Here is a 20,570-nt window from a genome sequence, read left to right as displayed (position 1 = left end):
CGTAATTCCCCACCCCCGGGGGTTGGCGGCGTCTACTTGACCGTGGTCTTGACGGGCTTGTCGGTGGTGTTCTTGGGGTGTTTGTTCGGGCGGTAGCTGGGGCCGTTCATGATGGCTTGGTGGCTGGTGTTGATCAGTCGGTCGAGGAGGGACTCGGCAACGACGGGGTTGGGGAAGAGGGGATACCAGTCGCTGGGTGCCCGGTTGCTGGTGATGATCAGGGACCGGCCTTGCCGCTCGGAGACGAGTTCGTAGAGGTCGTCGGCCTGGGCCGCGGACAGTTGGCGCATGGCGAAGTCGTCGAGGATGAGCACGTCGGGCCGTACCAGTTCGCGGATCCGTTGCTGCCAGGTGCGGTCCGCGTGCCCGCCGGCCAGGTCGGCGAGGATGGGGCTGGTCTTGGCGAAGCGGACGTGGGCGAGCCGCCAGTTCCCTTCAGCCGACGGCCCGAGATCCTGGGGCAGTTCGACCCAGCGGTGGCCCGCCGGCAACAGGTTCGCGGTCCGCGTGGCCGGCAGCAGGGCGTGGGTGAGGCCACCGGCCCCGGACAGGATCGGGTTGCCGCGTATGGAACCGGTCAGGCCGGCGCCGGCCCGCACGGCCCGCTGCGCCGTCGCCGTGACGTCGGCACAGAGCAGGGCGATGTCCGCGACGCCCTCCCCGTGCGTGTCCAGGAACTTCCAGGTCGCGGGACCCGAAGTGATGACGAGGTGGGCGGCGCCCTGCCGAAGCAGCAGGGAACTGCAGTCCGGCGCCACCGAGTCCGCCACGCAGGTGAAGCCCAGCGAGACAAAGGAGTGGGCGGTCTGCTGCCTGTCCTTGGCGTACAGCTCGACGTAGGCGATGTCGCGCGCTGCCATGCCTGTCCTTCCTGGGAGCGGTGGGGCGGAGGCCGGCGGGCCGGGCGCTCCGGGGGATCCGCTGTTCAACTGTGGCCGTGCGGCATTTGAACAGGCGGCACGAGATCGGGCTGGGGCACCCCGGACGCGACGTCGGTGTCCTCGGGCGCCTGCTCGGCGAACTGGGTGCGGTACAGGTCGGCGTACAGCCCGCCCTGGCTGATCAGCTCCGCGTGGGTTCCGCGCTCACGGATCCGGCCCGCCTCGACCACGAGGATCTGATCGGCCTCGCGGATGGTGGACAGGCGGTGGGCGATCACGAGTGACGTACGGCCGGCCAGCGCGGTCTTCAGAGCTCGCTGGATGGCGGCCTCCGACTCGGAGTCGAGATGGGCGGTGGCCTCGTCGAGGACGACGACGGCCGGTGCCTTCAGCAGCAGCCGGGCGAGGGCGATGCGCTGCTTCTCCCCGCCGGACAGCCGGTACCCCCGGTCGCCGACCACGGTGTCGAGGCCGTCGGGGAGCGCCTGGACGGTGTCCCAGATCAGGGCTGCCCGGCACGCCTCCGTCAGGTCCTTCTCGTCGGCGTCGGGCCGGGCGTAGAGCAGGTTGGCGCGCAGTGTGTCGTGGAAGAGGTGCGCGTCCTGGGTGACCACGCCGACGGTGTCCCGCAGCGACTGGAGGGTCAGGTCGCGGATGTCGTGGCCGCCGATGCGCACCCGGCCCTCGTTGGGGTCGTAGAGGCGCGGCACCAGGTGGGTGATGGTGGTCTTGCCCGCTCCTGACGGGCCGACCAGGGCGGTGAGCTTGCCGGCAGGAGCACGGAAGGTCAGTTCGTCCAGGGTGAGGACGTTGTCGGCGCGTTCCGGCCTGCGCAGCGCGATGGTCTCCAGGGAGGCGAGGGAGACCTCCTTCGCGACGGGATACCGGAATGAGACGTGGTCGAACTCGATGTCGGGCGCGGAATCGGCGGCGGGCAGCGCGCGCGCCGTGGGGCTTTGGCTGACGATGGGCTTCAGATCCAGCACCTCGAACACCCGGTCGAAGCTGACCAGGGCGATCATCGCGGTCGACTGCATGGTCGTCAGCTGGTTGATCGGCCCGTACAGTCGAAGCAGCAGCGTCACCATGGCCACCAGGGTGCCGATCTCCAGCGTACCGCCGATGGTGAGGACGCCTCCGAGGCCGTAGACAAGAGCCGTGGTCATGGCGGTGAGGACGCTGACGATGATGAACAGGAGCCGCCCCCATACCACGCCGACCGCGGCGACGTCCCGCACCCGGGCGGCCTTGCCCGCGAACATCGCCTCCTCGTCCGTCGAGCGGCCGTAGAGCTTGGCGAGCATCGCCCCGGAGACGTTGAAGCGCTCGTTCATCATCGAGCTCATCTCGGCGTCGAGCTGCATCGTCTCCCGGGTGAGCCGTTGCAGGCGGCGGGCGATGAGCCGAACCGGCACGAGGAAGAACGGAATCATCACCAGCGCGGCGACGGTGATCTGCCACGACAGGTAGAACATCGCACCGAGCACGAGGACCAGCGTCAGGAGCGTGGAGACCGACTGGGACAGCAATGTGGTGACCGCTTGCCGGGCACCGATGACGTCGGCGTTGAGCCGGCTGACCAGCGCACCGGTCTGTGCCCGGGTGAAGAAGGCCAGAGGCTGCTCCTGCACATGGGCGAAGACCTGGGTGCGCAGCTCGTAGACGATGCCCTCGCCGACCCGGCCCGAGCACCAGCTCTGGACGTACACCGCCGCGGCGTCGACCAGCGCCAGTCCGGCGACCGCCAGGCACAGCCCCACCACGACTGAACGGTCCCTCGGCTCGATGCCGTCGTCGATGATCATTTTCAATATCAGCGGGGTGGCGACCGCGGTGCCCGCGTTGACGACCGTGGTCAGCATCAGCAGCAGCAGCGACCAGCGGAACTTCTTCGTATACGGGAAGATCCGGCGCACCGTACCCGGCCTGACCCGTTGCCGGGTGATCGACTCATCGTCCAGCCGCAGCCCTGCCGGGCCTCCGCCACCCATCATCGACACGGACATCCGCCTCGCTTCTCATGCAACCGCGCATGGCGCGCCGCCGCGTGCTCAGTACTTGTCGAAGAACTCGATGACGGCCGCATTGACCTCGTACGGGCGTTCCAGGTAGCCCAGGTGGCCGCAGTCCGGTATCTCCACGAAGTCGCAGCCGGGGATGGCGTCGGCCACCTCGGCGACCAGGTGGGGCGGGCTGATCAGGTCGTCGGCGAACGCGATGGCCCGGCACGGCACGGTGATGCCGCCCAGCGCCTCCCGGCGGTCGCCGAGCCGCTCGACGACCGCTGCCTGCCCCGCGGCGGTGTTCCCGCCTCCGGCCAGCTCGAAGAGTTCCAGCATCGGGCCGACGGCGGCGTCGTCGTTGAGCGTCGCCGGCGAGAACATCTCGGCGACCGTCTTGACCGCCTCGTAGTCGGCGGGCAACCGCACCCCGCTCTCCCGCAGCGCCTTGTCCGCGGCGAGCTGGGCCCGCCGGAAGGTGTCCGACCGGGCCCTGCTGGCGATCAACACCGCCGAACGGACCAGTTCGGGCGCGGCGAGCGCCAGCTCCTGGGCGACCATGGAGCCCAGCGAGGTTCCCACAAGGTGGCAGGGTCCCAGCTCGAGCCGCTCGATGAGGCCCTTGGTGTCGGCCACCAGGTCGGCGAGCGCGTAGTCGCCCCCAGGCGCGTCGGACGGGGGAACGCCCCGGTTGTCGAAGGCGACCGTCTCGTACCCGGCACGATTCAGGGCCGGTGTCTGGTGCAGGGTCCACACCCGGCCCGAGGCCGAGGACCCCATGATCAGCAGGACGGGCACACCGCTCCCCGACCGCTGGTAGGAGAGCCGGATGCCGTTGGTGCTCACGAATGGCATGACGAGCCCCTTCTCGTAGGGGGCGACACACAGGCCCCGCGCGGCGCGGGAGCGGTCCCGGGTGGCCGCTTCGCCGGTGGCCTCGTTCCAGCTCTGCTTCCAGGACAGGCTGTTGTGTGCGGCTCACCCCTGCTGCGCCGCGGCTCACGATGGCATCGCAGCGCTGCGGCGATCAAGCGTCGCCGACCGCGGACACCCGCCCCGCGGGTGTTCAACCGCCGCGGGGACGCAGTTGAGCACACACCGGGCGACACCCTTCCGTCCATGGGATGACGGCGGCGTTCCGTCCGCGGGATAACGCTTCGGCAGCGGCCGCCGCTCTGCTTTGAAAGGGCCAGTTCGCCTCCCCGGGGTGGGGTGCGAGCCATGTACCAGTGAGCTGGTCCGGAGATCCTGTCGCAGTAGGGGCAGATCCGGTCGATGATCAGGTCGGCGGTCTTGGTCCACTTGAAGGGACGGGCGGTCTCGTTCCAGATCTTGATCCATTCGTCGAGTGCGGACTTGAGATCGTCGAGCGCGACAGCGATCGCCGCGCCGTTCACCACGCGGTGGCCATGCTGCGAGGCGCCCTGAACCACGCGGTGCGGACGTGGCGGCTGCGCTGCACCCGGCCAAGCACTCCGTACCCCGCCAAACCCCGCGCCGCCGTACACCTCTGCTGACCCCCGATGAGGCCGCGGCGTTCCTGCGGCACAACGCGGAGCACTATGCCGACCGGCTCACCGACTTGTTCGAGGTCATGCTCGGCACCGGCATGCGCCGCGGCGAAGCGAGGAGGACCGCCGTTTCCTGGTGGCCCAGGCCTTCGACCGGTACTTCGAGACCAGCGGCATGTTCGGGACCGTCGAGGAGTGCATGGCTACGCTCAAGCAACTCGCCGACGCCGGCGTGGACGAGGTCGCGTGCCTGGTGGACTTCGGCGTGGCGACCGACCAGGTCGTGGACGGCTTCCAGCACCTCGCCCGGCTGCACGACACCTGGCGTGCGCACACCGGGCGCTGAGGGCGCCCGTGGGCCGACACAAATGTCCCGGGGCGTCTGAGCGGCCCCGGGACACTGTGCTGGAGACCGTCCGCCGTTGCAGACGGGGCACGCTGCCCGGCAGCCCCTCAGCCCGCCGCCACGGCCCGGTCGTAGGCCCGCGTCGCCAGCGGGACGACGGCGACCAGCAGGACCGAGAGCCAGGAACCCGCGGCCAGCCGACGGCACGTCTCCACAGTCCTGCAGCGGGTGTCTGCGCAATCCGGAGCTGACCGGCATGCCCGAATCGGCGCTGGACAAACTCATCAACCAACTGGCCCAGGATCTGCACGAGTTACGCGAACAGGGACGGCTCTGGCAGCGAGGAGGCGAGCGCATCCGTGCTCGTGGCGCCGGGGCCAAGGATAAGCTGACCACCGGCGACAGAGTCCTGGCCACCGTGCTCTACCAGCGCAAACTCGGCACCCGAGAACTGCTCGCCCAGCTCTTCGGAGTCAACGCCAGCACCCTCACCAGGGCCGTTCACCAAGTCCAGCCCCTCCTGGCCCAACGTGGCTACACCATTCCACCCTCCGCAGCCAGATTCCGGACGCCCGCAGACGTCACCGCGTTCCTCGCGAGCAGCAGTCCCACCGAGATCACATCAGCATGTTGATTCTCTGCGAGGCCTTAGCTCAATACCGGTAACTTAGGGCTTGCCGTGAAATAACTTGCGGGTTCTGCGACTTGACATCGCAGGTCAGCGCACCATGCGCCCGCATGTTGTTCCTCTGCAAACCCTTAGAACTCGTAACACGACCACTGGCTATGGGTATTGAGGCGTCGCCAGCAGATAACCGCGCAGGCGAGTGAGACGAGGGCGTTGTGGAGGTCGAGGCGTCGTTTCCCAGCGGACGGCGAGGCGCTTGAACTGGTGGAGCTGGGCGAAGGCCTGCTCGACGGCGTAGCGGAGCTTGCCGAGACCGATGATGTCCCGAGATCCCTTGCGGGAGATGATCGGCAGGATCCGGCGCTCTCGCAGCTCCTGGCGGTTGGGGTTGCTGTCGTAGCCCTTGTCGCCGAGCAGGGCGTCCGGGCGTTTGCGGGGGTGACCGACCTGCGGGCGGTCCGCTGTTCGAGCGGGCCCAGGAGGCGGGCGTGGCGCGCAAGGACATGGACATCGGCGATCTGCTGCGGCTGGTCTCGGGCGTCACGGGGACGACCTTCGTCGACGACGCCCAGCGCGACCGGGTGCTGGCCATCGCACTGGACGGGGTGCGCGCCGCCCGTTGACCGGGCGCCGCGGCGGCCGTCAGCGCCGCAAGCCGTCCGCTGCGCGGGTGCGCGGCGTGGTGCCCGCTCCCCCGGGGCGTCCGTGCTCGCGCAGCGGCCCGACCGACAGGCCTCGCTCCTCGCAGGTGTCGAGGATCCGTGGCAGGGCGCCGAGGGCCGAGTGCCAGGCGCCCGGTGCGGAGGTGCAGTCGGAGTCGTGCAGCAGGATGGTGCCGCCGCCGTCCAGGTCGCGGGTGACCGTGCGGTGGACGGATTCCGGGGTGGCCCGGGCCCTCCAGTCCTCGCCCCAGGCGGTCCACAGCACGGGGGTGAGGCCGAGGCGGCGGGCCGCGAGGTGGGCGGCGGTGGACATCACGCCGTAGGGCGGGCGGAACAGGCGCGGGGTGCGGCCGGTGAGGGCGCCGACCGTGTCGCGGGCGCGCGCGAAGTCGTCGTACGTGGCGCGCGGGCCGCGCAGCAGCAGGGGGCGGTGGAGCCAGCCGTGGATGCCGATCTCGTGGCCGGCGGCGGCGATCTCGCGGACCAGGCCGGGTGAACGGCGCGCCTGGCAGCCGAGGAGGAAGAAGGTGGCGGTGACCTTCCGGTCCTCCAGGGCACGCAGAAAGAACGGGGTGGACAGCATGTCGGGCCCGTCGTCGAAGGTCAGCGCGACGTGGTCGGCGCGGCCCCGGCCGGCGAGGCGGGGCATGGCACGGTTGCGCAGCGGGCCGAAGGTGGACAGCACCGGGGCCGCGTGAGCGGCGGCCAAGACCGGGAGGGCGACCCGGGCGGTCGTGCGGAGCAGTTGTGCGGCACTCACGAGCGGTGGCCCTCCGGGTGATGGGCGTGCGGCGGGCCGTCGAGGTCGAGGGTGCGGCCGATGGCGTGCATCACGCCGGTGCCGGTATCGGTGGTGGCGACCCCGGTGCCGACCGCGCACGCCCAGACGGTGCAGGCGGCTGCCGCGGTGGCGGCGAGCCGCCGTAGGGCCGGACGGGTTCGGATCCTGTCTGCGGCGGAAGGCGCAACGGCCGCACCGGCTCCCGCCCCACCTGCGGCGCAAGGCACAACAGCCGCACCAGCCCCCACCCCACCTGCGGCGCAAGGCACAACAGCCGCACCAGCCCCCACCCCGCACACGCCGGAAGCCGTCACGGCGAGCGGGACGGGGAGTGGTGCTCGGGCGCCGCAGGCGCGGGCTATCGCGTCCGCGGGTCCCCGGCCGGCGGCGGCGAACAGGGCGAGTCCCGCCTCGCGTTGCAGCAGTCCGCGCGGGCCGCCGATCAAGTCGCAGAGGACGTCCTTGAGTTCGGCCGCGTCCTGGATCCAGGCGGCGACGCCCGCCTCGTCGAGCGCGGCCGCGTTGGCCGGTCCGTGGCCCGGTATGCAGCGGTAGCTGGCGACGGGCAGGCCGGCGGCGAAGGCCTCAAGCGAGGTCAGTCCGCCGGCGTTCTGGACGAGCACGTCGGCGGCGTGCATCAGACCGGGCATGTCGTCGACCCAGCCGTAGGCGTGCTCGATGCCGTCCTCGCGCAGCTGCTGGGCCAGCGCCTCGTTGCGGCCGCAGACCACGACCGGCACGGCCGCGCCGCAGCCCTGCAGCTCCAGGGCCACCTGCCGGACCGGGCCGACCCCCCAGGAACCGGCGACCAGCAGGGCGAGCGGGGCGGTGGCGGGCAGCCCGAACCGCGCCCGGGCGGCGCTGCGTTCGCCCGCCTGTGCGGGCCTGAAGCGCGGGTCCACGACCGGCCCGCCCACCCGGACGTCGCCCGCGCCGAGAGCCCGGGCCTGCGCGGCGGGCACGGCGTGCGCGGCGAGGTGGACGTCCACGCCGTCGGCCACCCACAGCGGATGCACCGAGAAGTCGGTGAGGTAGGTGAACACCGGCACGTCGAGGCGGCCGGCCAGCCGCAGCCTGCCCAGCACCCGGCTGGCCCCGGGATAGGTGGAGACCACGGCGCCCGTGTCCGCGGGCAGGGCGCGCAGCATGCGGTCCTCGGCGGTGCGCAGCAGGGCGCGGGCCAGCGGGCCGCCGCCTCCGGCGCGCTCGGTGCTGCTGTAGATGCGCTGATAGACCCAGGGCGCCCGGACGAGCACCCGGTGATAGCCGTCGCGCACGGCCCGGCCCATCCGGGCCGGCAGCAGGTCGAGCAGGTCGTAGCGGTCGACGGTGACGCCCTCCGCCCGGAGCCGGCGGTGCAGCTCGTGCGCGGCGCCGTCGTGGCCGGCTCCGATGCTGGCGGAGACGATCACAACGCGTTCGGCCGGCGCCGTACGACGGGGTGCCGCCGCGCGCCGCGGGCTCAGCGCGGCAGCGGCAGCGGCAGCGGCAGCGGCAGCGGCAGCGGCACGCAGATACACCGTACTTCCGAGGTGGGGCATGGGCTTGTTCCTCCGCAGGTGGAGTGAGGCGGCGAAAGGGCAGGCGGCATCTGGCGGGCCCGGACCTCCTCGACGGTCGGCTCCCAGGAACCGATCTCGGCCTTGCCCTTGCTCCGGTCGATCACCTTGAAGCCCAGGACCGCGCGCCAGAAGGCCGCGAGCCGCTCCGGATCGTGGCAGTCGACAACCAACGCGGTGACCGGCCGGGAGCTGATCAGGCACCTGATCGCCACCGAGCTGTCCGGGCGGACCCGGCTGACCGGTGAGTGGCAGCGGGCCATCGAGGAGGCCGTGGGCCGGGAGCGGGGTGGGACCGCGTAGCCGCCTCCGGTGCCGTCCGTCCGGGGCGGTCGTGACCGAGCACTCGGTCGCGGCCGCCCCGCCGTGCGTCAGGGGTACGCACGGCGGGGCGGCCGCAGCCCGGACGCCCGCGGCTCGTTACGAGCGGCGCGGGATCCGGGCGGTCCGTGACAGCGACACGCAGATGACGGAGGTGGCGGCCCACACCAGGGGGACTGTCCACGGGCTCCACCACATGAGCGCCAGTGAGACGGCCGCGGCCGCCAGCAGCGCGACGGTGACCGGCAGCACGACGTCGCGCCGGTACCGCCTCAGCTGCTCGCCGAGGACCTCTTCGACGATCTCGGCGACCCGGTCGTCGATGGTGTCCCCGTAGTGCACGAGGAACTGCTCAATGTCGTCGGTCCTGCCGGCCGGGCAGGGGCGGCCGGCGGCGCTCGAGTGTCGATCGGTCATGTCCCCACGATGTCGCACCGGGCGGCGCGGGGTCGACAGCGTGAACCCACCGGCCGGACGGGGGGTAAACCCTACCCCCCGTTGGTGGGCTCTCCTCGCTGTCGACGGGTGGTCGGGTTGGGTACCGTCCCCTTGTCGAATCGAGGCGCGGACGGTGACCTGGTCGCCGCCTGCACTGCCCACGAGAGCGGGTCTGAAGCAGTTGACCGAGAACGTCGTCGGCCGTGCCACCGGCAGAGCCCGGACGGACGCCCGGCCACCCCGCGAGGCGGTGCCGGGCAATCCGCTGCGCGCGCTGGCCTCCCCCCTGCTGTGGCGGGCGTCGATCCACCTGGCACTTGACGGTCTGGTGGCGCTGGCGGGACTGGCCGTGCTGGTCGTGCTGGTCGTCGCCCTCTGCCTGGCGCCGGCAGGCCTGGTGGGCCTGCCGCTCACGGTGGTGGCGGGGTGGGCGCTGTTCCGGCTGGCCGCCGTCGAGCGCGCCCGGTTCGCCGTGACCTGCGGGCTGGAACTCGACGAGCTGCCGGCGCCGGTCTGTTCGTGGCGGCTGGCCAAGTCGCTGCAGTCGCTCATCCACAACCTCTGCACCTGGCGGCTGATCGGCTACTTCGTACTGCTGATGCCGGTGGCGGTGGTGACCGTGCTCGGGGTGGCGCTGATCTGGGCCGTGCCGCTGACCCTGGTGCTGCTTCCGGCCTACTACCGGGGCCTGCCCGGCGGGCAGGCCCAGCTCGGGCCGTTCGTGGTGGATTCCCTGCCCCGGGCGCTGCTGGTCGCGGCGGTGGCGCTGCTGGTCGGCGCGGTCCTCTCCCCACTGATCGTCAAACTCCTGCTGACGCTGGACACCACGCTGGCCGTCGCGCTGCTCTCCCGGCCCCGCGGCATGGAACTGGAGCAGCGGGTCAACGATCTGACGGACAGCCGAGCCCGGGTGGTGGACGCCGCCGAGGCGGAGCGCAAACGGATCGAGCGGGACCTGCACGACGGTGCTCAGCAACGGCTGGTGGCGATGTCGATCACCCTGGGCCGGGCCAGCTCGCGGTTGAAGAAGGCCGGTGACCACGAGACCAACGAGCTGGTCGAGGACGTCCGGCGGGAAACCCTCAGCACCATCACCGAGTTGCGCAACCTGGCCCGTGGCCTGCACCCGCCGGTGCTGACCGACCGCGGCCTGGAGGCGGCGCTCTCCGCCGTCGCCGCGCTGGCTCCGGTGCCGGTGCGCCTTGACGTCCTGGTGAAGCCGCGCCCCTCCTCCACCATCGAGGCGGTCGCCTACTTCACGGTGACCGAGGCGCTCACCAATGTGGCCAAACATGCTCATGCGACCCGCGCTTGGGTGGAGATCCGGCGGGAGGGCGCCCGATTGGACGTTAAAGTCGGCGATGACGGGCGTGGCGGAGCCGATCTCGCGGCTGGCACGGGTCTGACTGGTCTGGCGGACCGGGTGTCCGGGGTGGACGGGCGGTTCCGGCTCAGCAGTCCGGTGGGTGGACCGACCGTGATCGAGGTGGAATTGCCATGCGGGTAGTGCTGGCCGAGGACTCCGCGCTGCTGCGCCAGGGCATCGAACTGCTGCTCAGCGAACAGGGGATCGAGGTGGTCGCCGCGGTCGGCGACGGGGAGCAACTCCTGCGCGCGGTGGCCGAACACCGGCCGGACGCCTGTGTGACGGACGTTCGGATGCCGCCCACCTTCCTGGACGAGGGCCTGCGCGCCGCACTGGCGGTACGCGCCCGCTGGCCGGAGACCGGCGTCCTGGTGCTCTCCCACTACGTCGAGGAGCGCTACGCCGTCGACCTGGTCAACACCAATGACAACGGGGTCGGTTACCTGCTCAAGGACCGGGTGTCGGACGCCGAGGAGTTCGTGGACGCGCTGCGCCGGGTCGCCGCGGGCGAGACGGTCCTCGACCCGGAGGTGGTCAAGCAGTTGCTGGCCGGCAGCCGGCAGCGGGATCCGCTGTCCACCCTGACGCCGCGCGAGCGGGAGGTCCTCACGGCCATGGCGGGGGGCCGTTCCAACGCCGGGATCGCGGCCGATCTGGTGATTGGCACGGCGGCGGTGGAGAAGTACATCCGCAGCATCTTCGTGAAATTCGATCTGCAGCAGGAGGCGGGAGACCACCGCCGCGTGCTCGCCGTTTTGCGCTACCTGGGAGCTTGAGATCACTACCACACCGAAGAAGCGCCGCGGATGCCTCCTCCTAGGACTGGCCGTCCTCGTCACGGTCGTCGCCGTGGCCAGTTGGAGCGTGGTCGCCTTGCTTCCGGCGCACCACCCGTACAACGGCAACTGGCACCAGGACGCGGCCGGCGCCGGCCAGGTGACGGTCCAGGCCGACGGACTCGGCGTGACGCTGAGTCAGGACGGCTCCTCGCAGGTCACGGTGGCCATGAGCGGCAGCTACACGGGCCATGTCCCGCAGGTCTCCGTCACCCGGTCCGGGTCGAACGTCACGGTCACCGCCGGCTGCTCCAACGACTGCTCGGAGCACCTGCAGATCACGGTGCCGGCCGGCCTGGCCGCGCAGGTGAGCACCGGGGACGCCGGGATCCAGGCGAAGGGCCTGACCGGCCGGCTGGATCTGACCACCGGGCTGGGCGGGGTCGAGGTGGACCAGTCGTCCGGCCCGCTGACCGTGCGGAGCACGTACGGCGCGGTGACCCTCGCCGACAGCAGCGCCCCGAACGCCGAGGTGATCACCACCGACGGCGTGGTCAGGGCCTCCTTCACGGCGGCACCCGTCTCCCTGAAGGTCACCACGGGCTACGGCGGGGTCGACCTCAAGGTACCTCACGACGCCACCTACCACGTCGACGCGCAGAGCTCCTGGTCGTCGCCGAGCGTCTCGCTGCCGAACACCGCCACGGACGCGCCGCACAGCGTGGTGGTGAAGACCACGCGCGGCGGCATCATGGTCCACTGAACACGCCCGTGCCGCGAACGACGGTGGCGTCCCCGGGATCTCCCGGGGACGCCACCGTCGTTCGGACGATCAGCACGACCACGCCGCTGGACGACGAGGCCAAGTCGCCCTGGAGGTGTTGCGCGACGCCTTCCTGAACGTCTCGGCGACGTTGGTGCTGCAGCCCGGTGAGCTGGCCTTCGTCGACAACCGCCTGTAGGTGCACGGGCGGACCACGTTCGAGGCCCGCTACGACGGCCGGGACCGCTGGCTGCACCGCACCTTCGTGCACCCGACAACCGTCGCAACCGGCGCCACCGCGGCGAAGACGGCTTCGTCCTGGACTGACCGGCACGGCGGGAGACGGCCATGGATTAACCCGACAGCATCGACGTGGCCGCTCCCGCCATTTTCCCTTTCGGTACTGAGGAACTGACGCAGTACCGGCCGCTTTCTCACGCGATCCCGGACCTCACTCGACGACGCACATCATCATGGCCAAAATCGTCTTCCCATCGATCCGCCGCCCGGCGAACAGGTCCGCGACGGCCTGTACCAAGCCGCGGCGGTCGGCCACGGCCTGCAGCATGTCTTCGCCGATCGCCAGGGCGACACCGTGTTCGCCGTCCTCTTCGTCTCCCATGCCCGGCTGCGTGACGCCGAGGCGGCCGCACTCGCCGTCCGCACCGCCTACCAGCGCACGAGCGGCGGACGGCTGAGTCATCTCGCCGCCACCCTGGTGCCGGGGTTCGACGACCTCCCGCTCTCCGGCGACCAGCCGGACGACCAGAACTGACCGCCACGAGCCGGCGGCTCGAGGACGCCCCGGGGCTCCGGCACGGCAACACCCTGCCATGGCAACAGCATGGCGCCGGTATTCACTCACGTGCCCTCAACAACCTGTCGCCATGGAATCACAGGCCGATCAAGGCCCTGGGAACCAGAACCGAGACACTCGCACACCACGGCCTACGGATCACTCTCCACACACGATTCGAGGTAACAGCAGCACGAACACCCACACACGACGGGCCAACCTCGTGGCCGCGACCGCCGCCGCACCGGCGGCGATCACCCTCACCCTCGTCACGCCCGCCATCGCATCCGGAGTCAGCGCCGCCGCGCAGCCGCGGGCCGCTGCCGCCCCGGCCGACACCACCGGCACCACCACCCCGCCCGACAACAACGGCCGGGACTGACGGGCGGGTTATCCCTACCCCGGGTCGGTGGGCTGGCCACGTGTCCGGCCCGGCCGAACTCCTGTTGGCTGGAGGGCAGATGGTCGGTGCGGGGCGGCGCAGGTACGCCGCCCCGCAGCGTCACCGCGAACCACCGGGAAGGCCACCGGCCTTCCCGAGAACGAGGAGTGGAATGATCAATACCTCAAGCCGCACCGCCCGACGGTGCACCATGACGGCCGGCGACGGCGCGGTCGACCTTGCGGTGCCATCGAGCACCGGCTACCGGATCGACGCCCACAGCAGCAGCTTCGCGCCGCAGATCGACCTGCCGAACTCCGACGGCGCGTCGGCCTCCCTCACCGTGGCCGCCTCCATCGGCGGCATCCACATCCACTGAGCGGGCACCACCGCCCCACGCCGACGACCAAGGTTGGAGAAGAACCATGCGCCACCCCTCCTCACCCCTGCGCGCCCCGTTCGGCAAGGCCGGCATCTGGGCCCTTGCGGGCGCCTCCGGTTCGGGCTCCGGTGTCCCTCGGGTCCTTCCGAAGGCCGCGGCCGCTTCGGCGTTACCCTTGCTGCTTCGCCGGGCGGCCACGGTCCTCACCGTGCTCGGGCTGGCGATGATTCCCTGGCTGGTCTTCCTGTACACCGGGCTGCCGGCCACCGCTCAGGCCTCGCACTGGGCCTGGACATGGACGGGTCTGGACAGCTTTGAGGCGCTCGGCCTGCTCTCCACCGGACTGCTCCTCAGGCGCGGCGACTGCCGGGCCTGCCTGACCTCCGCCGCGACCTCGACCCTGCTGCTGGTCGACGCCTGGTTCGACACCATGACGGCTGCCCCGGGTCCGGACTTCAAGCTGGCGGTGCTGATGGCGGTCTTCGTCGAGTTGCCGCTGGCGGTGGCCTGCGCGGTTCTCGCGACCCGGACCTTCCCTCGGCCGGGCCGCTGAGCGGAAGAGCTCGTGACGTGATCGGCGCTTGCGGTCCGGTCTGTTTCGGGAAGTCCCCGGCCTGCCGCAACGGCGGTCCACGGGCGGTTCGTTCGGCCCGCTCGGGTCGACTGCCGACAAAGTCGGCGCTGACGCAAGCAGATTGCACACAAACACAACTGATTGTCCATCAGCGATGCTTCGATGGCCCAATCGGACATTTATGGAGGAATTATGAGGCATTCGCGGGCATTGATCGGCGCGGGCGCTGCCGCCGCCGTCGCCACCTGGTGGTTCACCGACTCCGCGCCGTACCCGTACTCTCAGCGCTGGCTGCTCGACCTGCCGCTGCCGTTCCTGACTCTGAAGCGTCTGGACCACATGCTGCAGGCCCGGGAGGGCGAGAGGATCCTGGAGATAGGCCCCGGAACCGGCCTGCAGTCGCTGCACGTCGCACCGCAGCTGGGCCCGAACGGCCAGCTGGACATCCTGGACATCCAGCAAGAGATGCTCGACCACGTGGGCCGCCGGGCCAAGGAGCAGGGCGTCGACAACATCGTGCCGAACTGCACCGACGCACATGAACTTCCTTTTACGGATGGCTCGTTCGATGCGGCTTACCTGGTGACGGCGCTGGGCGAGATCCCGGATCCGGCGCGTACGCTGGCCGAGCTGCGCCGGGTGCTGAAGCCGCTCGGGCGGCTGGTGGTCGGCGAGTTCTTCGACCGGCATCAGATCCGGCCGTCCTCGCTGATCAGCCTGGCGGAGGGAGCCGGGCTGCGGGTCGCCCGGCTGTACGGCCCGCCGTTCGCGTACTACGCGGTGCTGCGTCCGATCGACGCCTGACGCCGCTCGGGCGGTTCCCGCCCGTCCGAACCGTAGACAGGACGGCCGTAGCCGTAGCCTAAGCGGTTGGTGCTGCCCACCGGGCCGCGTGCTCCTGAACGAACTGACTGAAGGTGCGCGGCGGATGGCCCGTCAGATCGAGCACCGCGGTGCTGACCTCGTCGTCCCGGCCGGTACGGGCGCCGGCGTCGGCGGCGGCGAGGATCGCGGCGAACTGTGCGGGGATGCCCGCGGCCCGCAGATCGGCCGCCTGCTGGTCCTCACTGGCGTGGATCACCCGGACCGGGCGCCCGGTGCCGGCGGTGATGATCGCTGCCGCCTCCGGGTAACTCAGCGCCTGCGGGCCGGTGAGCAGGTAGTCATGCCGGTCGCCGGGAATGGCGTCAAGGTCGGACAGCAGGGCCGCGGCGGTTGCCGCGATGTCCCGCGCGTCGATCCAGCCCACCCGGCCGTCACCGGCGGCGGTGCGGATCTCACCGTCTCGCCGGATCCGCTCGCCCAGCGGGTGTGGGCTCAGGAAGTTCTGCATGAACCCGGACGGGCGCAGCACGACCCAGCCGGGCTGGGCCCGGACCTGGGCGGCCAGTTCGGGCGCGCTGGGGGCAAGGGGGATGGCGGAGCCGAGAAGCACCACCTTGCGCACGCCCAGGCGCTGCGCCTCGGCCAGGAACGGCCCGACCGACGGCATCGGGTCCCCGCTCTGCACCGGAGCCACCAGGAAGACCCGGTCCTGTCCGTCCAAGGCGTCCGGATGGGTGGCCGGATCGTCCCAGTCGAACCGGATCGCGTCCGGGTCCTCGGCGGCCGGGTTGCGACTGGCCACTCGAACCGGCACACCTCTGCCACGCAGCAGTCGTACCAGCTCGCGACCGGTTTTCCCGGTGCCGCCGGTCACGAGTACGCCGGTCATCGGGTCGGCTCCTCGAACGTACCGGGCACGGTGTCTCCTTCAATCAGGGCTGCCACGAACGTGCCGGCGGCGAGGACGAGCAGCCGCACCGCCGACACATCGTTTGATACTTGTCGAATCATCAAGGGATGCGACGGTAGGCTAAAATTCGATGCACGTCAAACGATGAGGAGGCGACGGATGCCGCGTGCACTGCCCGAACCCTCGGTCGACTCCTTCGATCTCACGGTGATTCTCAGCGCGCTGGCCGAACCGGGCAGGCGAGCGTTGATGACCGAGCTGTATCGCGGTTCGGAGCCGATCGACTGCGCGGTCATCGCCGAGAAGGCCGACCTCGGCCTGAGCAGCCCGACGATCTCCCATCACTACCGCGTCCTGCGGGAAGCAGGCCTCATCAGGACCGTCACAGAAGGACGCAAGCGGATCGTCACAGTGCGCCGCGGCGACATGGAGGCGCGTTTCCCCGGCCTGCTAAGCGCAGTGCTCACGGGGCGATAAGCGAGTCTTGTGCCGTCCTGCTCTTCGGCTTGGATCAGGATCGCCGATCGGCGGGGGCGGTCGGCGCGTGTGGGCGGGGCCGTGCGAACAGCCCGGGTTCGGTCTCGTCGAGGAAACCGAGGCTGACCAGGTGTTTTGCGGCGGCCGCGGACTTCACGCAAAAGCGGACTTCACATAAAAGTGGTCGGCGCTGCTGATCCCGCGAGCGCGTCGGCCGCACAGGTGGGGGTGCCCGGCGGAGCCCCGGTGGTGGGCGACGTGGCAGACCCGGTCGGTGTACAGCTTGGTGGTCGGCTGAGAGCCGCAGCCGCCGAGCAATCCATCGGCCGCGGCGGCCACAACACGTCTGAACGAACTGCTCCCCCGAGTCGAGCACTTCCGAGATCATGAATCATGCTCCCGGATGACTGGCAACTCGCTGAAGACGTCGACGACTTCCTCGCCCGAGCCGGAGACTTCCTGCGCTCACGGCCTGCCCTGCACAACATGCAGTTGACGGAACTCGAGAAGCTGCGGACTTGCCAGGGTGGCACGCGCGGTGCCGAAGCCGGCGTCTTCGGGCGGCTGGAGTCGGAGGGTGCGGTCCGTGCCATCTTTTGCCGCACGCCGCGCGGATACCTGTGGATCACTCCCCTTTCCGCCGAGCAGGCCGACACCCTCGCGGCTCACCTGGCCGGCCTCGGCCACTCTCCCTCAGGTGTCCTCGCGGACCACGACACCGCCACAGCCTTCGCGGATGCATGGCAACGGCAGACGAGCGCAGCACTGGTTCCTTTCTGGCGCACGCATCTCTATCGTCTCGGCACACTGACCCCACCGCAGCCGCAGGCTGAGGGACGAGGTCGCCTGACGGGCGCACAGGACCACGACCAAGTCGTGCGCTGGTGTCGTGAGTTCTGCGTCGATGTCGGGGAACAGCCCTCCATCGACTTGATTGACGCCGGCTCCTGGGCAGACTCGCGCTTCGGCGACAGACACTTCACGTTCTGGAAGACACCGGACGGCACTCCCGTCTCCATGGCGGCCGCGACATCGATCGTCGGCGGGATGGTCCGGGTGGACCCCGTCTACACCCCGGCCCACCTCCGGGGCCGCGGCTATGCGGGCGCCGTCACGGTCGAGGTGAGCAGGGCCGCGTTGGCCGCAGGCGCGACGGACGTCGTTCTGTTCACGGACCCGGCCAACCCCACCAGCAACGCCCTCTACCAGCGCATCGGCTACGTCCGCCTCGCAGACTTCACCGGATACAAGTTCACGTTCGGCACGCCAGAACCCGGTCACCGGTAGTACTCCAGCTGCAGAACGTGATCTCCATGTCTGATTCTCGGCTTGTCTGCGGTGATGGCCAGCTCGGGCTCGGGCCTGGTGGCGGCGTCACCAGTCGGACCAGCGGAGCCGGTGCGTCGCATCGTGCACGGGCGGGACGACCAGCGTCGTGAACAGTCGCTGGATCTCGTTGCATAGCAGGCGAGTTCACCGGTGGTGCGGTTGCGGCGGACCAGTAGCTGGTGGCTGCCGGGCCGAGGCTCGGCCAGGTCGATGACGGCCCATCGTAGAAGCGGTGCCCCTTGGCGCCGGTCCCCGCCGACAGCTTCTGCCAGGCCCGCTTCGGCACCTTCGCAGCCAGGGCATCCGCGCGGAACTTCCCCGCACTGGTCGTGACTTCAGCCGAGCAGGCGGCGGCGAGCACGTAGCCGGCCATGCGCTTTTCCGGTGCGGACCACAGCTCGAGTTGCCGCCGTGGACCTCGTCGCCTGCGCCCCACCCCACGCGGTGTCCGGCGTCAAGGAACCGGCCGATCATGCGGGCGGCCGGCTCCGGCTTGGTCGCGAAGACGGTGTCCTCGCCCAGGCCCGCGGCCCGGCAGCGGTCAGGATCGCACGTCCACGAGCGCGGGATGTACAGCTCCCGGTCCACCGCCGCATGTCCACGGCGGCCCGCATAGACGACATAGACCGCGACCTGCGCATTTTCGATCCTGCCGGCAGTGCCGGTGTACTGGCGCTGGACAGCGACGGTGTGCGTGCCCTTCTTCACGTCGCCGGTCTCGTCGACCACCAGCACCGCGTCCTCGTCGTGCAGACGCTCCAGCACGTACTAATGCACGTCATCACGCACATCATCACGCACGTCATCACGCACGTCATCACGCACCCGGTCGGCATCCCACCCGGGCCCGGCCGAGCAGGTGCTGCATGCCGTCCGGACTCGCCTCCCCGGCCCACTCGGCGATCGACCAGCAGTTCTTGGGTGGCAAGTCCGACAGCAGCCCCAGCACCAAGTCCCTCACCCGGCGCCCGGGCTCAACCCGCGTGAACCGGGCCGCCATTCGGCCCATCAGGAACTCGAACGCCTCCTGCCAGCGGGCGGGCTCTACGCTGTGACCCGCGGCCACGGCTTGATCTTCAGTCTTCACACACCGATGATCAATGATGGCCGCCCCCATATCCGCGATCCCAACGAAGGCCAACACCTGTGCCGGTGGAGTATCAGGCGGGGTACGGTGCCAGCCTCAACCGGCTGGGGGGCACATGCGAAGGCTCTATCGGAGGAGCGGGTGGTAACCCAGCGGCAGCGGCGGGAAGTTCTGTATCAACGGACCACCGCGCCGGGTGCCTGGCTGGGTTGGCTCACCATCTTCGCAGCGGCTGCGACCCTTCTGGTCAAGGATCTCGACTTCTGGGACTCCGCGCCCCGTTGGGACGTACTGATACCCCTGGCCGTGACTGCTACCACCGGACTGGCCTGGATGCGCGCGTACCAGTCGCGCGGCCCCACGCTGTCATCCGCCGCCCCCGGCGGCACAGCACGCTCGCCCCTCCTGCCCGCTGTATTGCCGCGAGTTCCGGGCCACGTGGGGTTCGTACGCTGCGTCAGGGTCACGCTGTCCATCTTGTACCTGTCCACCATGGCCACGCTTGCCGTCGCCCCACCGGACGCGGCACACGATCCGGTCACCCGGCTCACCCGGGCCGGGGGCATCACGCAGGACCTGGCCATCACCCGACTCGGACCCGTGACCAAGGTCCAGCAGCGGGACGGACGCAGTGTGCGGGCCTACTGGAAGACCGACATCAGTGTGAAGATCCCCTACTCCAGCGGACCACGCACGGTGCGTCTTGACGGGCAGCTGATGCGGGAGCGCCCGCAGATCGGCGACACGGTCAAGATCCTCTATGCCCCGGATCAACCCGCGCTGGGGATTCTCCGGGATCCGAAACAGCCCCTCGGCTTCGAAGGCTTCGGGCTCACCCTGTCCGTGCTCGGGCTCGTCAGCGCAGGTGTCGTCAGCATCATTTTCCGGCCGTGGGTCACCGCCGACAGGACGGAACCCCTGCGGAACGCCGCTCGTCAAGCACAGCAGGTGGCTGCTCTGCGATGCCGGGTGGTGGGTGCCGTGGCCACGGACGACACAGCTCTCCGGTCCCGACGTGACGTCCCCGACACCTGTCTGCGCTTGGTCACCGTGGACGAGCCCACGCAGATTGACGTAGTCGTCCCTGCCCATACCGATCCCCGTGATCCGGGCATGGACCTGGCAAGACAAGAGGGCTGGTTGTTCTGGGAGCGCACTGGACGCGGACCGGATCGGAAGCCCTATGCACTGGCGTTCGTCACCGACCAGGACGAACTCCTGTGGTGCGCGGTCCCCCTCGGGGAGGTCGTGGACCGCCTGGAAGGCCATCCAGCGCGCCGGATGGCGCAACCCGCCCCACAGCGCACTGTCCAAGAGGTCCGCTACAGCCGCTACCGGCCCGACATACATCCGAAGGTCGCTCTGCTACTCGGCGTCGCCGTACTGGTATCACTGCCGATGCTGGTACAGACCCGCACAAACGGCATACAGGACTTCGCTCAACTCTCGACCCTGGCTACAACCTCCATCGCGATCGCCGTCACCTGGCACTACACCCCGCTTCGCAGATCACGACCCAAGGTTCCTCACCGATCCCCCGCGAACATCGATACCGAATAAGGCAGCGATCACCTGTCTGCCCGAGCTCCTGTCCATGGAAACCGGTGGTGACGACCGACTGAACAAGGCTCCTCAACCAGGAAGTCACGATCTACGGCTGGAGTATCAGGGACACGGCCGTAGCGAAACGCACCTGCCGTCATGAGCTGATCCGCAGACGCCGCACTACCGGTCACAGCGGGGAGGAAGACAAACACCTACTACTGATCTTTTCGT

The 20,570-nt window shown here is 70.1% G+C and carries 21 protein-coding genes and 5 pseudogenes; 15 read left to right on the top strand and 11 right to left on the bottom strand.

Translation table 11 applies throughout. The features are described from left to right. Window positions 1–32 precede the first annotated feature (32 nt). From LQ326_RS48230 to LQ326_RS04680, 3 genes are all read right to left on the bottom strand, one after another. Window positions 33–860, bottom strand: coding sequence for an ATP-binding protein (locus tag LQ326_RS48230; protein WP_308401849.1), 828 nt, complete (start codon window positions 858–860; stop codon window positions 33–35). Window positions 861–925: 65 nt separating this feature from the next. Continuing rightward, a complete protein-coding gene (locus LQ326_RS04685; protein WP_234532811.1) occupies window positions 926–2,887 on the bottom strand; it encodes an ABC transporter ATP-binding protein in 1,962 nt (653 codons plus the stop codon). A gap of 45 nt (window positions 2,888–2,932) precedes the next feature. Then, window positions 2,933–3,736: an alpha/beta fold hydrolase gene (locus tag LQ326_RS04680; protein WP_234532799.1), complete on the bottom strand. Its 804-nt coding sequence runs from the start codon at window positions 3,734–3,736 to the stop codon at window positions 2,933–2,935. A gap of 792 nt (window positions 3,737–4,528) precedes the next feature. On the opposite strand from LQ326_RS04680, the gene LQ326_RS04675 reads away from it, so the two are divergent. Together LQ326_RS04675 and LQ326_RS04670 are read left to right on the top strand one after the other, a co-directional pair. Continuing rightward, the gene (locus LQ326_RS04675) at window positions 4,529–4,738 is read left to right on the top strand and encodes a hypothetical protein (RefSeq protein WP_234532797.1); all 210 of its coding nucleotides are present in this window, start codon (window positions 4,529–4,531) and stop codon (window positions 4,736–4,738) included. A 178-nt stretch (window positions 4,739–4,916) separates the two neighbouring features. After that, window positions 4,917–5,372: pseudogene (locus LQ326_RS04670) on the top strand (helix-turn-helix domain-containing protein); the annotation flags it as partial. 150 nt (window positions 5,373–5,522) lie between these two features. On the opposite strand, the pseudogene LQ326_RS48585 reads toward LQ326_RS04670, so the two are convergent. After that, window positions 5,523–5,789 (bottom strand): annotated as a pseudogene (locus LQ326_RS48585) (transposase); the annotation flags it as partial. Window positions 5,790–5,815: 26 nt separating this feature from the next. Between LQ326_RS48585 and LQ326_RS04665 the strand changes: the two are divergent. Next, window positions 5,816–5,989 (top strand): annotated as a pseudogene (locus LQ326_RS04665) (SbtR family transcriptional regulator); the annotation flags it as partial. Between the two features lie 19 nt (window positions 5,990–6,008). Here LQ326_RS04665 and LQ326_RS04660 read toward each other — a convergent pair. From LQ326_RS04660 to LQ326_RS04650, 3 genes and pseudogenes are all read right to left on the bottom strand, one after another. Then, complete coding sequence (locus tag LQ326_RS04660; protein ID WP_234532795.1) at window positions 6,009–6,788, bottom strand: polysaccharide deacetylase family protein; 780 nt, start codon at window positions 6,786–6,788, stop codon at window positions 6,009–6,011. Beyond that, window positions 6,785–8,350: a glycosyltransferase gene (locus LQ326_RS04655; protein ID WP_234532793.1), complete on the bottom strand. Its 1,566-nt coding sequence runs from the start codon at window positions 8,348–8,350 to the stop codon at window positions 6,785–6,787. Before LQ326_RS04655 ends, LQ326_RS04660 begins: the two co-directional genes overlap by 4 nt. Window positions 8,351–8,385: 35 nt before the next feature. Continuing rightward, window positions 8,386–8,565: pseudogene (locus tag LQ326_RS04650) on the bottom strand (VOC family protein); the annotation flags it as partial. On the opposite strand from LQ326_RS04650, the gene LQ326_RS04645 reads away from it, so the two are divergent. Continuing rightward, on the top strand, window positions 8,477–8,671 hold the full coding sequence (locus LQ326_RS04645; protein WP_234532864.1) for a hypothetical protein: 195 nt from the start codon (window positions 8,477–8,479) through the stop codon (window positions 8,669–8,671). The pseudogene LQ326_RS04650 and the gene LQ326_RS04645 sit on opposite strands and share 89 nt — an antisense overlap. Window positions 8,672–8,788: 117 nt before the next feature. Here the strand turns inward: LQ326_RS04645 and LQ326_RS04640 are convergent, their stop codons facing one another. After that, window positions 8,789–9,106 carry a hypothetical protein gene (locus LQ326_RS04640; protein WP_234532791.1) on the bottom strand — a complete coding sequence of 106 codons (318 nt, stop codon included), beginning with the start codon at window positions 9,104–9,106 and terminating at the stop codon, window positions 8,789–8,791. Between the two features lie 202 nt (window positions 9,107–9,308). Here LQ326_RS04640 and LQ326_RS04635 point away from each other — a divergent pair, with 202 nt between their 5' ends. From LQ326_RS04635 to LQ326_RS04625, 3 genes are all read left to right on the top strand, one after another. Further along, on the top strand, window positions 9,309–10,634 hold the full coding sequence (locus LQ326_RS04635; RefSeq protein ID WP_234532789.1) for a sensor histidine kinase: 1,326 nt from the start codon (window positions 9,309–9,311) through the stop codon (window positions 10,632–10,634). After that, on the top strand, window positions 10,625–11,269 hold the full coding sequence (locus LQ326_RS04630) for a response regulator transcription factor (protein ID WP_234532788.1): 645 nt from the start codon (window positions 10,625–10,627) through the stop codon (window positions 11,267–11,269). Before LQ326_RS04635 ends, LQ326_RS04630 begins: the two co-directional genes overlap by 10 nt. Window positions 11,270–11,342: 73 nt before the next feature. Next, window positions 11,343–12,032 carry a DUF4097 family beta strand repeat-containing protein gene (locus LQ326_RS04625; protein WP_234532786.1) on the top strand — a complete coding sequence of 230 codons (690 nt, stop codon included), beginning with the start codon at window positions 11,343–11,345 and terminating at the stop codon, window positions 12,030–12,032. A 451-nt stretch (window positions 12,033–12,483) separates the two neighbouring features. On the opposite strand, the gene LQ326_RS04620 is transcribed toward LQ326_RS04625, so the two are convergent. After that, on the bottom strand, window positions 12,484–12,654 hold the full coding sequence (locus tag LQ326_RS04620; protein ID WP_234532785.1) for a hypothetical protein: 171 nt from the start codon (window positions 12,652–12,654) through the stop codon (window positions 12,484–12,486). Between LQ326_RS04620 and LQ326_RS04615 the strand changes: the two genes are divergently transcribed. From LQ326_RS04615 to LQ326_RS04595, 5 genes are all read left to right on the top strand, one after another. After that, on the top strand, window positions 12,628–12,807 hold the full coding sequence (locus LQ326_RS04615) for a hypothetical protein (RefSeq protein WP_234532783.1): 180 nt from the start codon (window positions 12,628–12,630) through the stop codon (window positions 12,805–12,807). The two genes, LQ326_RS04620 and LQ326_RS04615, sit on opposite strands and share 27 nt — an antisense overlap. A gap of 244 nt (window positions 12,808–13,051) precedes the next feature. Then, the gene (locus LQ326_RS04610) at window positions 13,052–13,210 is read left to right on the top strand and encodes a hypothetical protein (RefSeq protein WP_234532781.1); all 159 of its coding nucleotides are present in this window, start codon (window positions 13,052–13,054) and stop codon (window positions 13,208–13,210) included. 172 nt (window positions 13,211–13,382) lie between these two features. Next, complete coding sequence (locus LQ326_RS04605) at window positions 13,383–13,589, top strand: hypothetical protein (RefSeq protein ID WP_234532779.1); 207 nt, start codon at window positions 13,383–13,385, stop codon at window positions 13,587–13,589. A 46-nt stretch (window positions 13,590–13,635) separates the two neighbouring features. Then, on the top strand, window positions 13,636–14,145 hold the full coding sequence (locus LQ326_RS04600; RefSeq protein WP_234532777.1) for a hypothetical protein: 510 nt from the start codon (window positions 13,636–13,638) through the stop codon (window positions 14,143–14,145). A 213-nt stretch (window positions 14,146–14,358) separates the two neighbouring features. Then, window positions 14,359–14,970, top strand: a complete 612-nt coding sequence (locus tag LQ326_RS04595) for a class I SAM-dependent methyltransferase (protein WP_234532775.1) — start codon at window positions 14,359–14,361, stop codon at window positions 14,968–14,970. A 58-nt stretch (window positions 14,971–15,028) separates the two neighbouring features. Here the strand turns inward: LQ326_RS04595 and LQ326_RS04590 are convergent, their stop codons facing one another. After that, window positions 15,029–15,880, bottom strand: coding sequence for an NAD(P)H-binding protein (locus LQ326_RS04590; protein ID WP_234532773.1), 852 nt, complete (start codon window positions 15,878–15,880; stop codon window positions 15,029–15,031). A 180-nt stretch (window positions 15,881–16,060) separates the two neighbouring features. Between LQ326_RS04590 and LQ326_RS04585 the strand changes: the two genes are divergently transcribed. Then, a complete protein-coding gene (locus tag LQ326_RS04585) occupies window positions 16,061–16,378 on the top strand; it encodes an ArsR/SmtB family transcription factor (RefSeq protein WP_234532772.1) in 318 nt (105 codons plus the stop codon). 393 nt (window positions 16,379–16,771) lie between these two features. Then, on the top strand, window positions 16,772–17,665 hold the full coding sequence (locus tag LQ326_RS04580; protein ID WP_234532770.1) for a GNAT family N-acetyltransferase: 894 nt from the start codon (window positions 16,772–16,774) through the stop codon (window positions 17,663–17,665). A gap of 90 nt (window positions 17,666–17,755) precedes the next feature. On the opposite strand, the pseudogene LQ326_RS04575 reads toward LQ326_RS04580, so the two are convergent. Beyond that, window positions 17,756–18,716, bottom strand: a pseudogene (locus tag LQ326_RS04575) (IS701 family transposase); the annotation flags it as partial. Window positions 18,717–18,935: 219 nt separating this feature from the next. Between LQ326_RS04575 and LQ326_RS04570 the strand changes: the two are divergent. Beyond that, window positions 18,936–20,354, top strand: a complete 1,419-nt coding sequence (locus LQ326_RS04570) for a hypothetical protein (RefSeq protein WP_234532768.1) — start codon at window positions 18,936–18,938, stop codon at window positions 20,352–20,354. Window positions 20,355–20,570: the final 216 nt, after the last annotated feature.

It is taken from the genome of Streptomyces shenzhenensis (assembly GCF_021462265.1).
Taxonomy (GTDB): Bacteria; Actinomycetota; Actinomycetes; order Streptomycetales; family Streptomycetaceae; genus Streptomyces; species Streptomyces shenzhenensis.
This window is presented reverse-complemented; position numbering and strand designations above follow the sequence as displayed.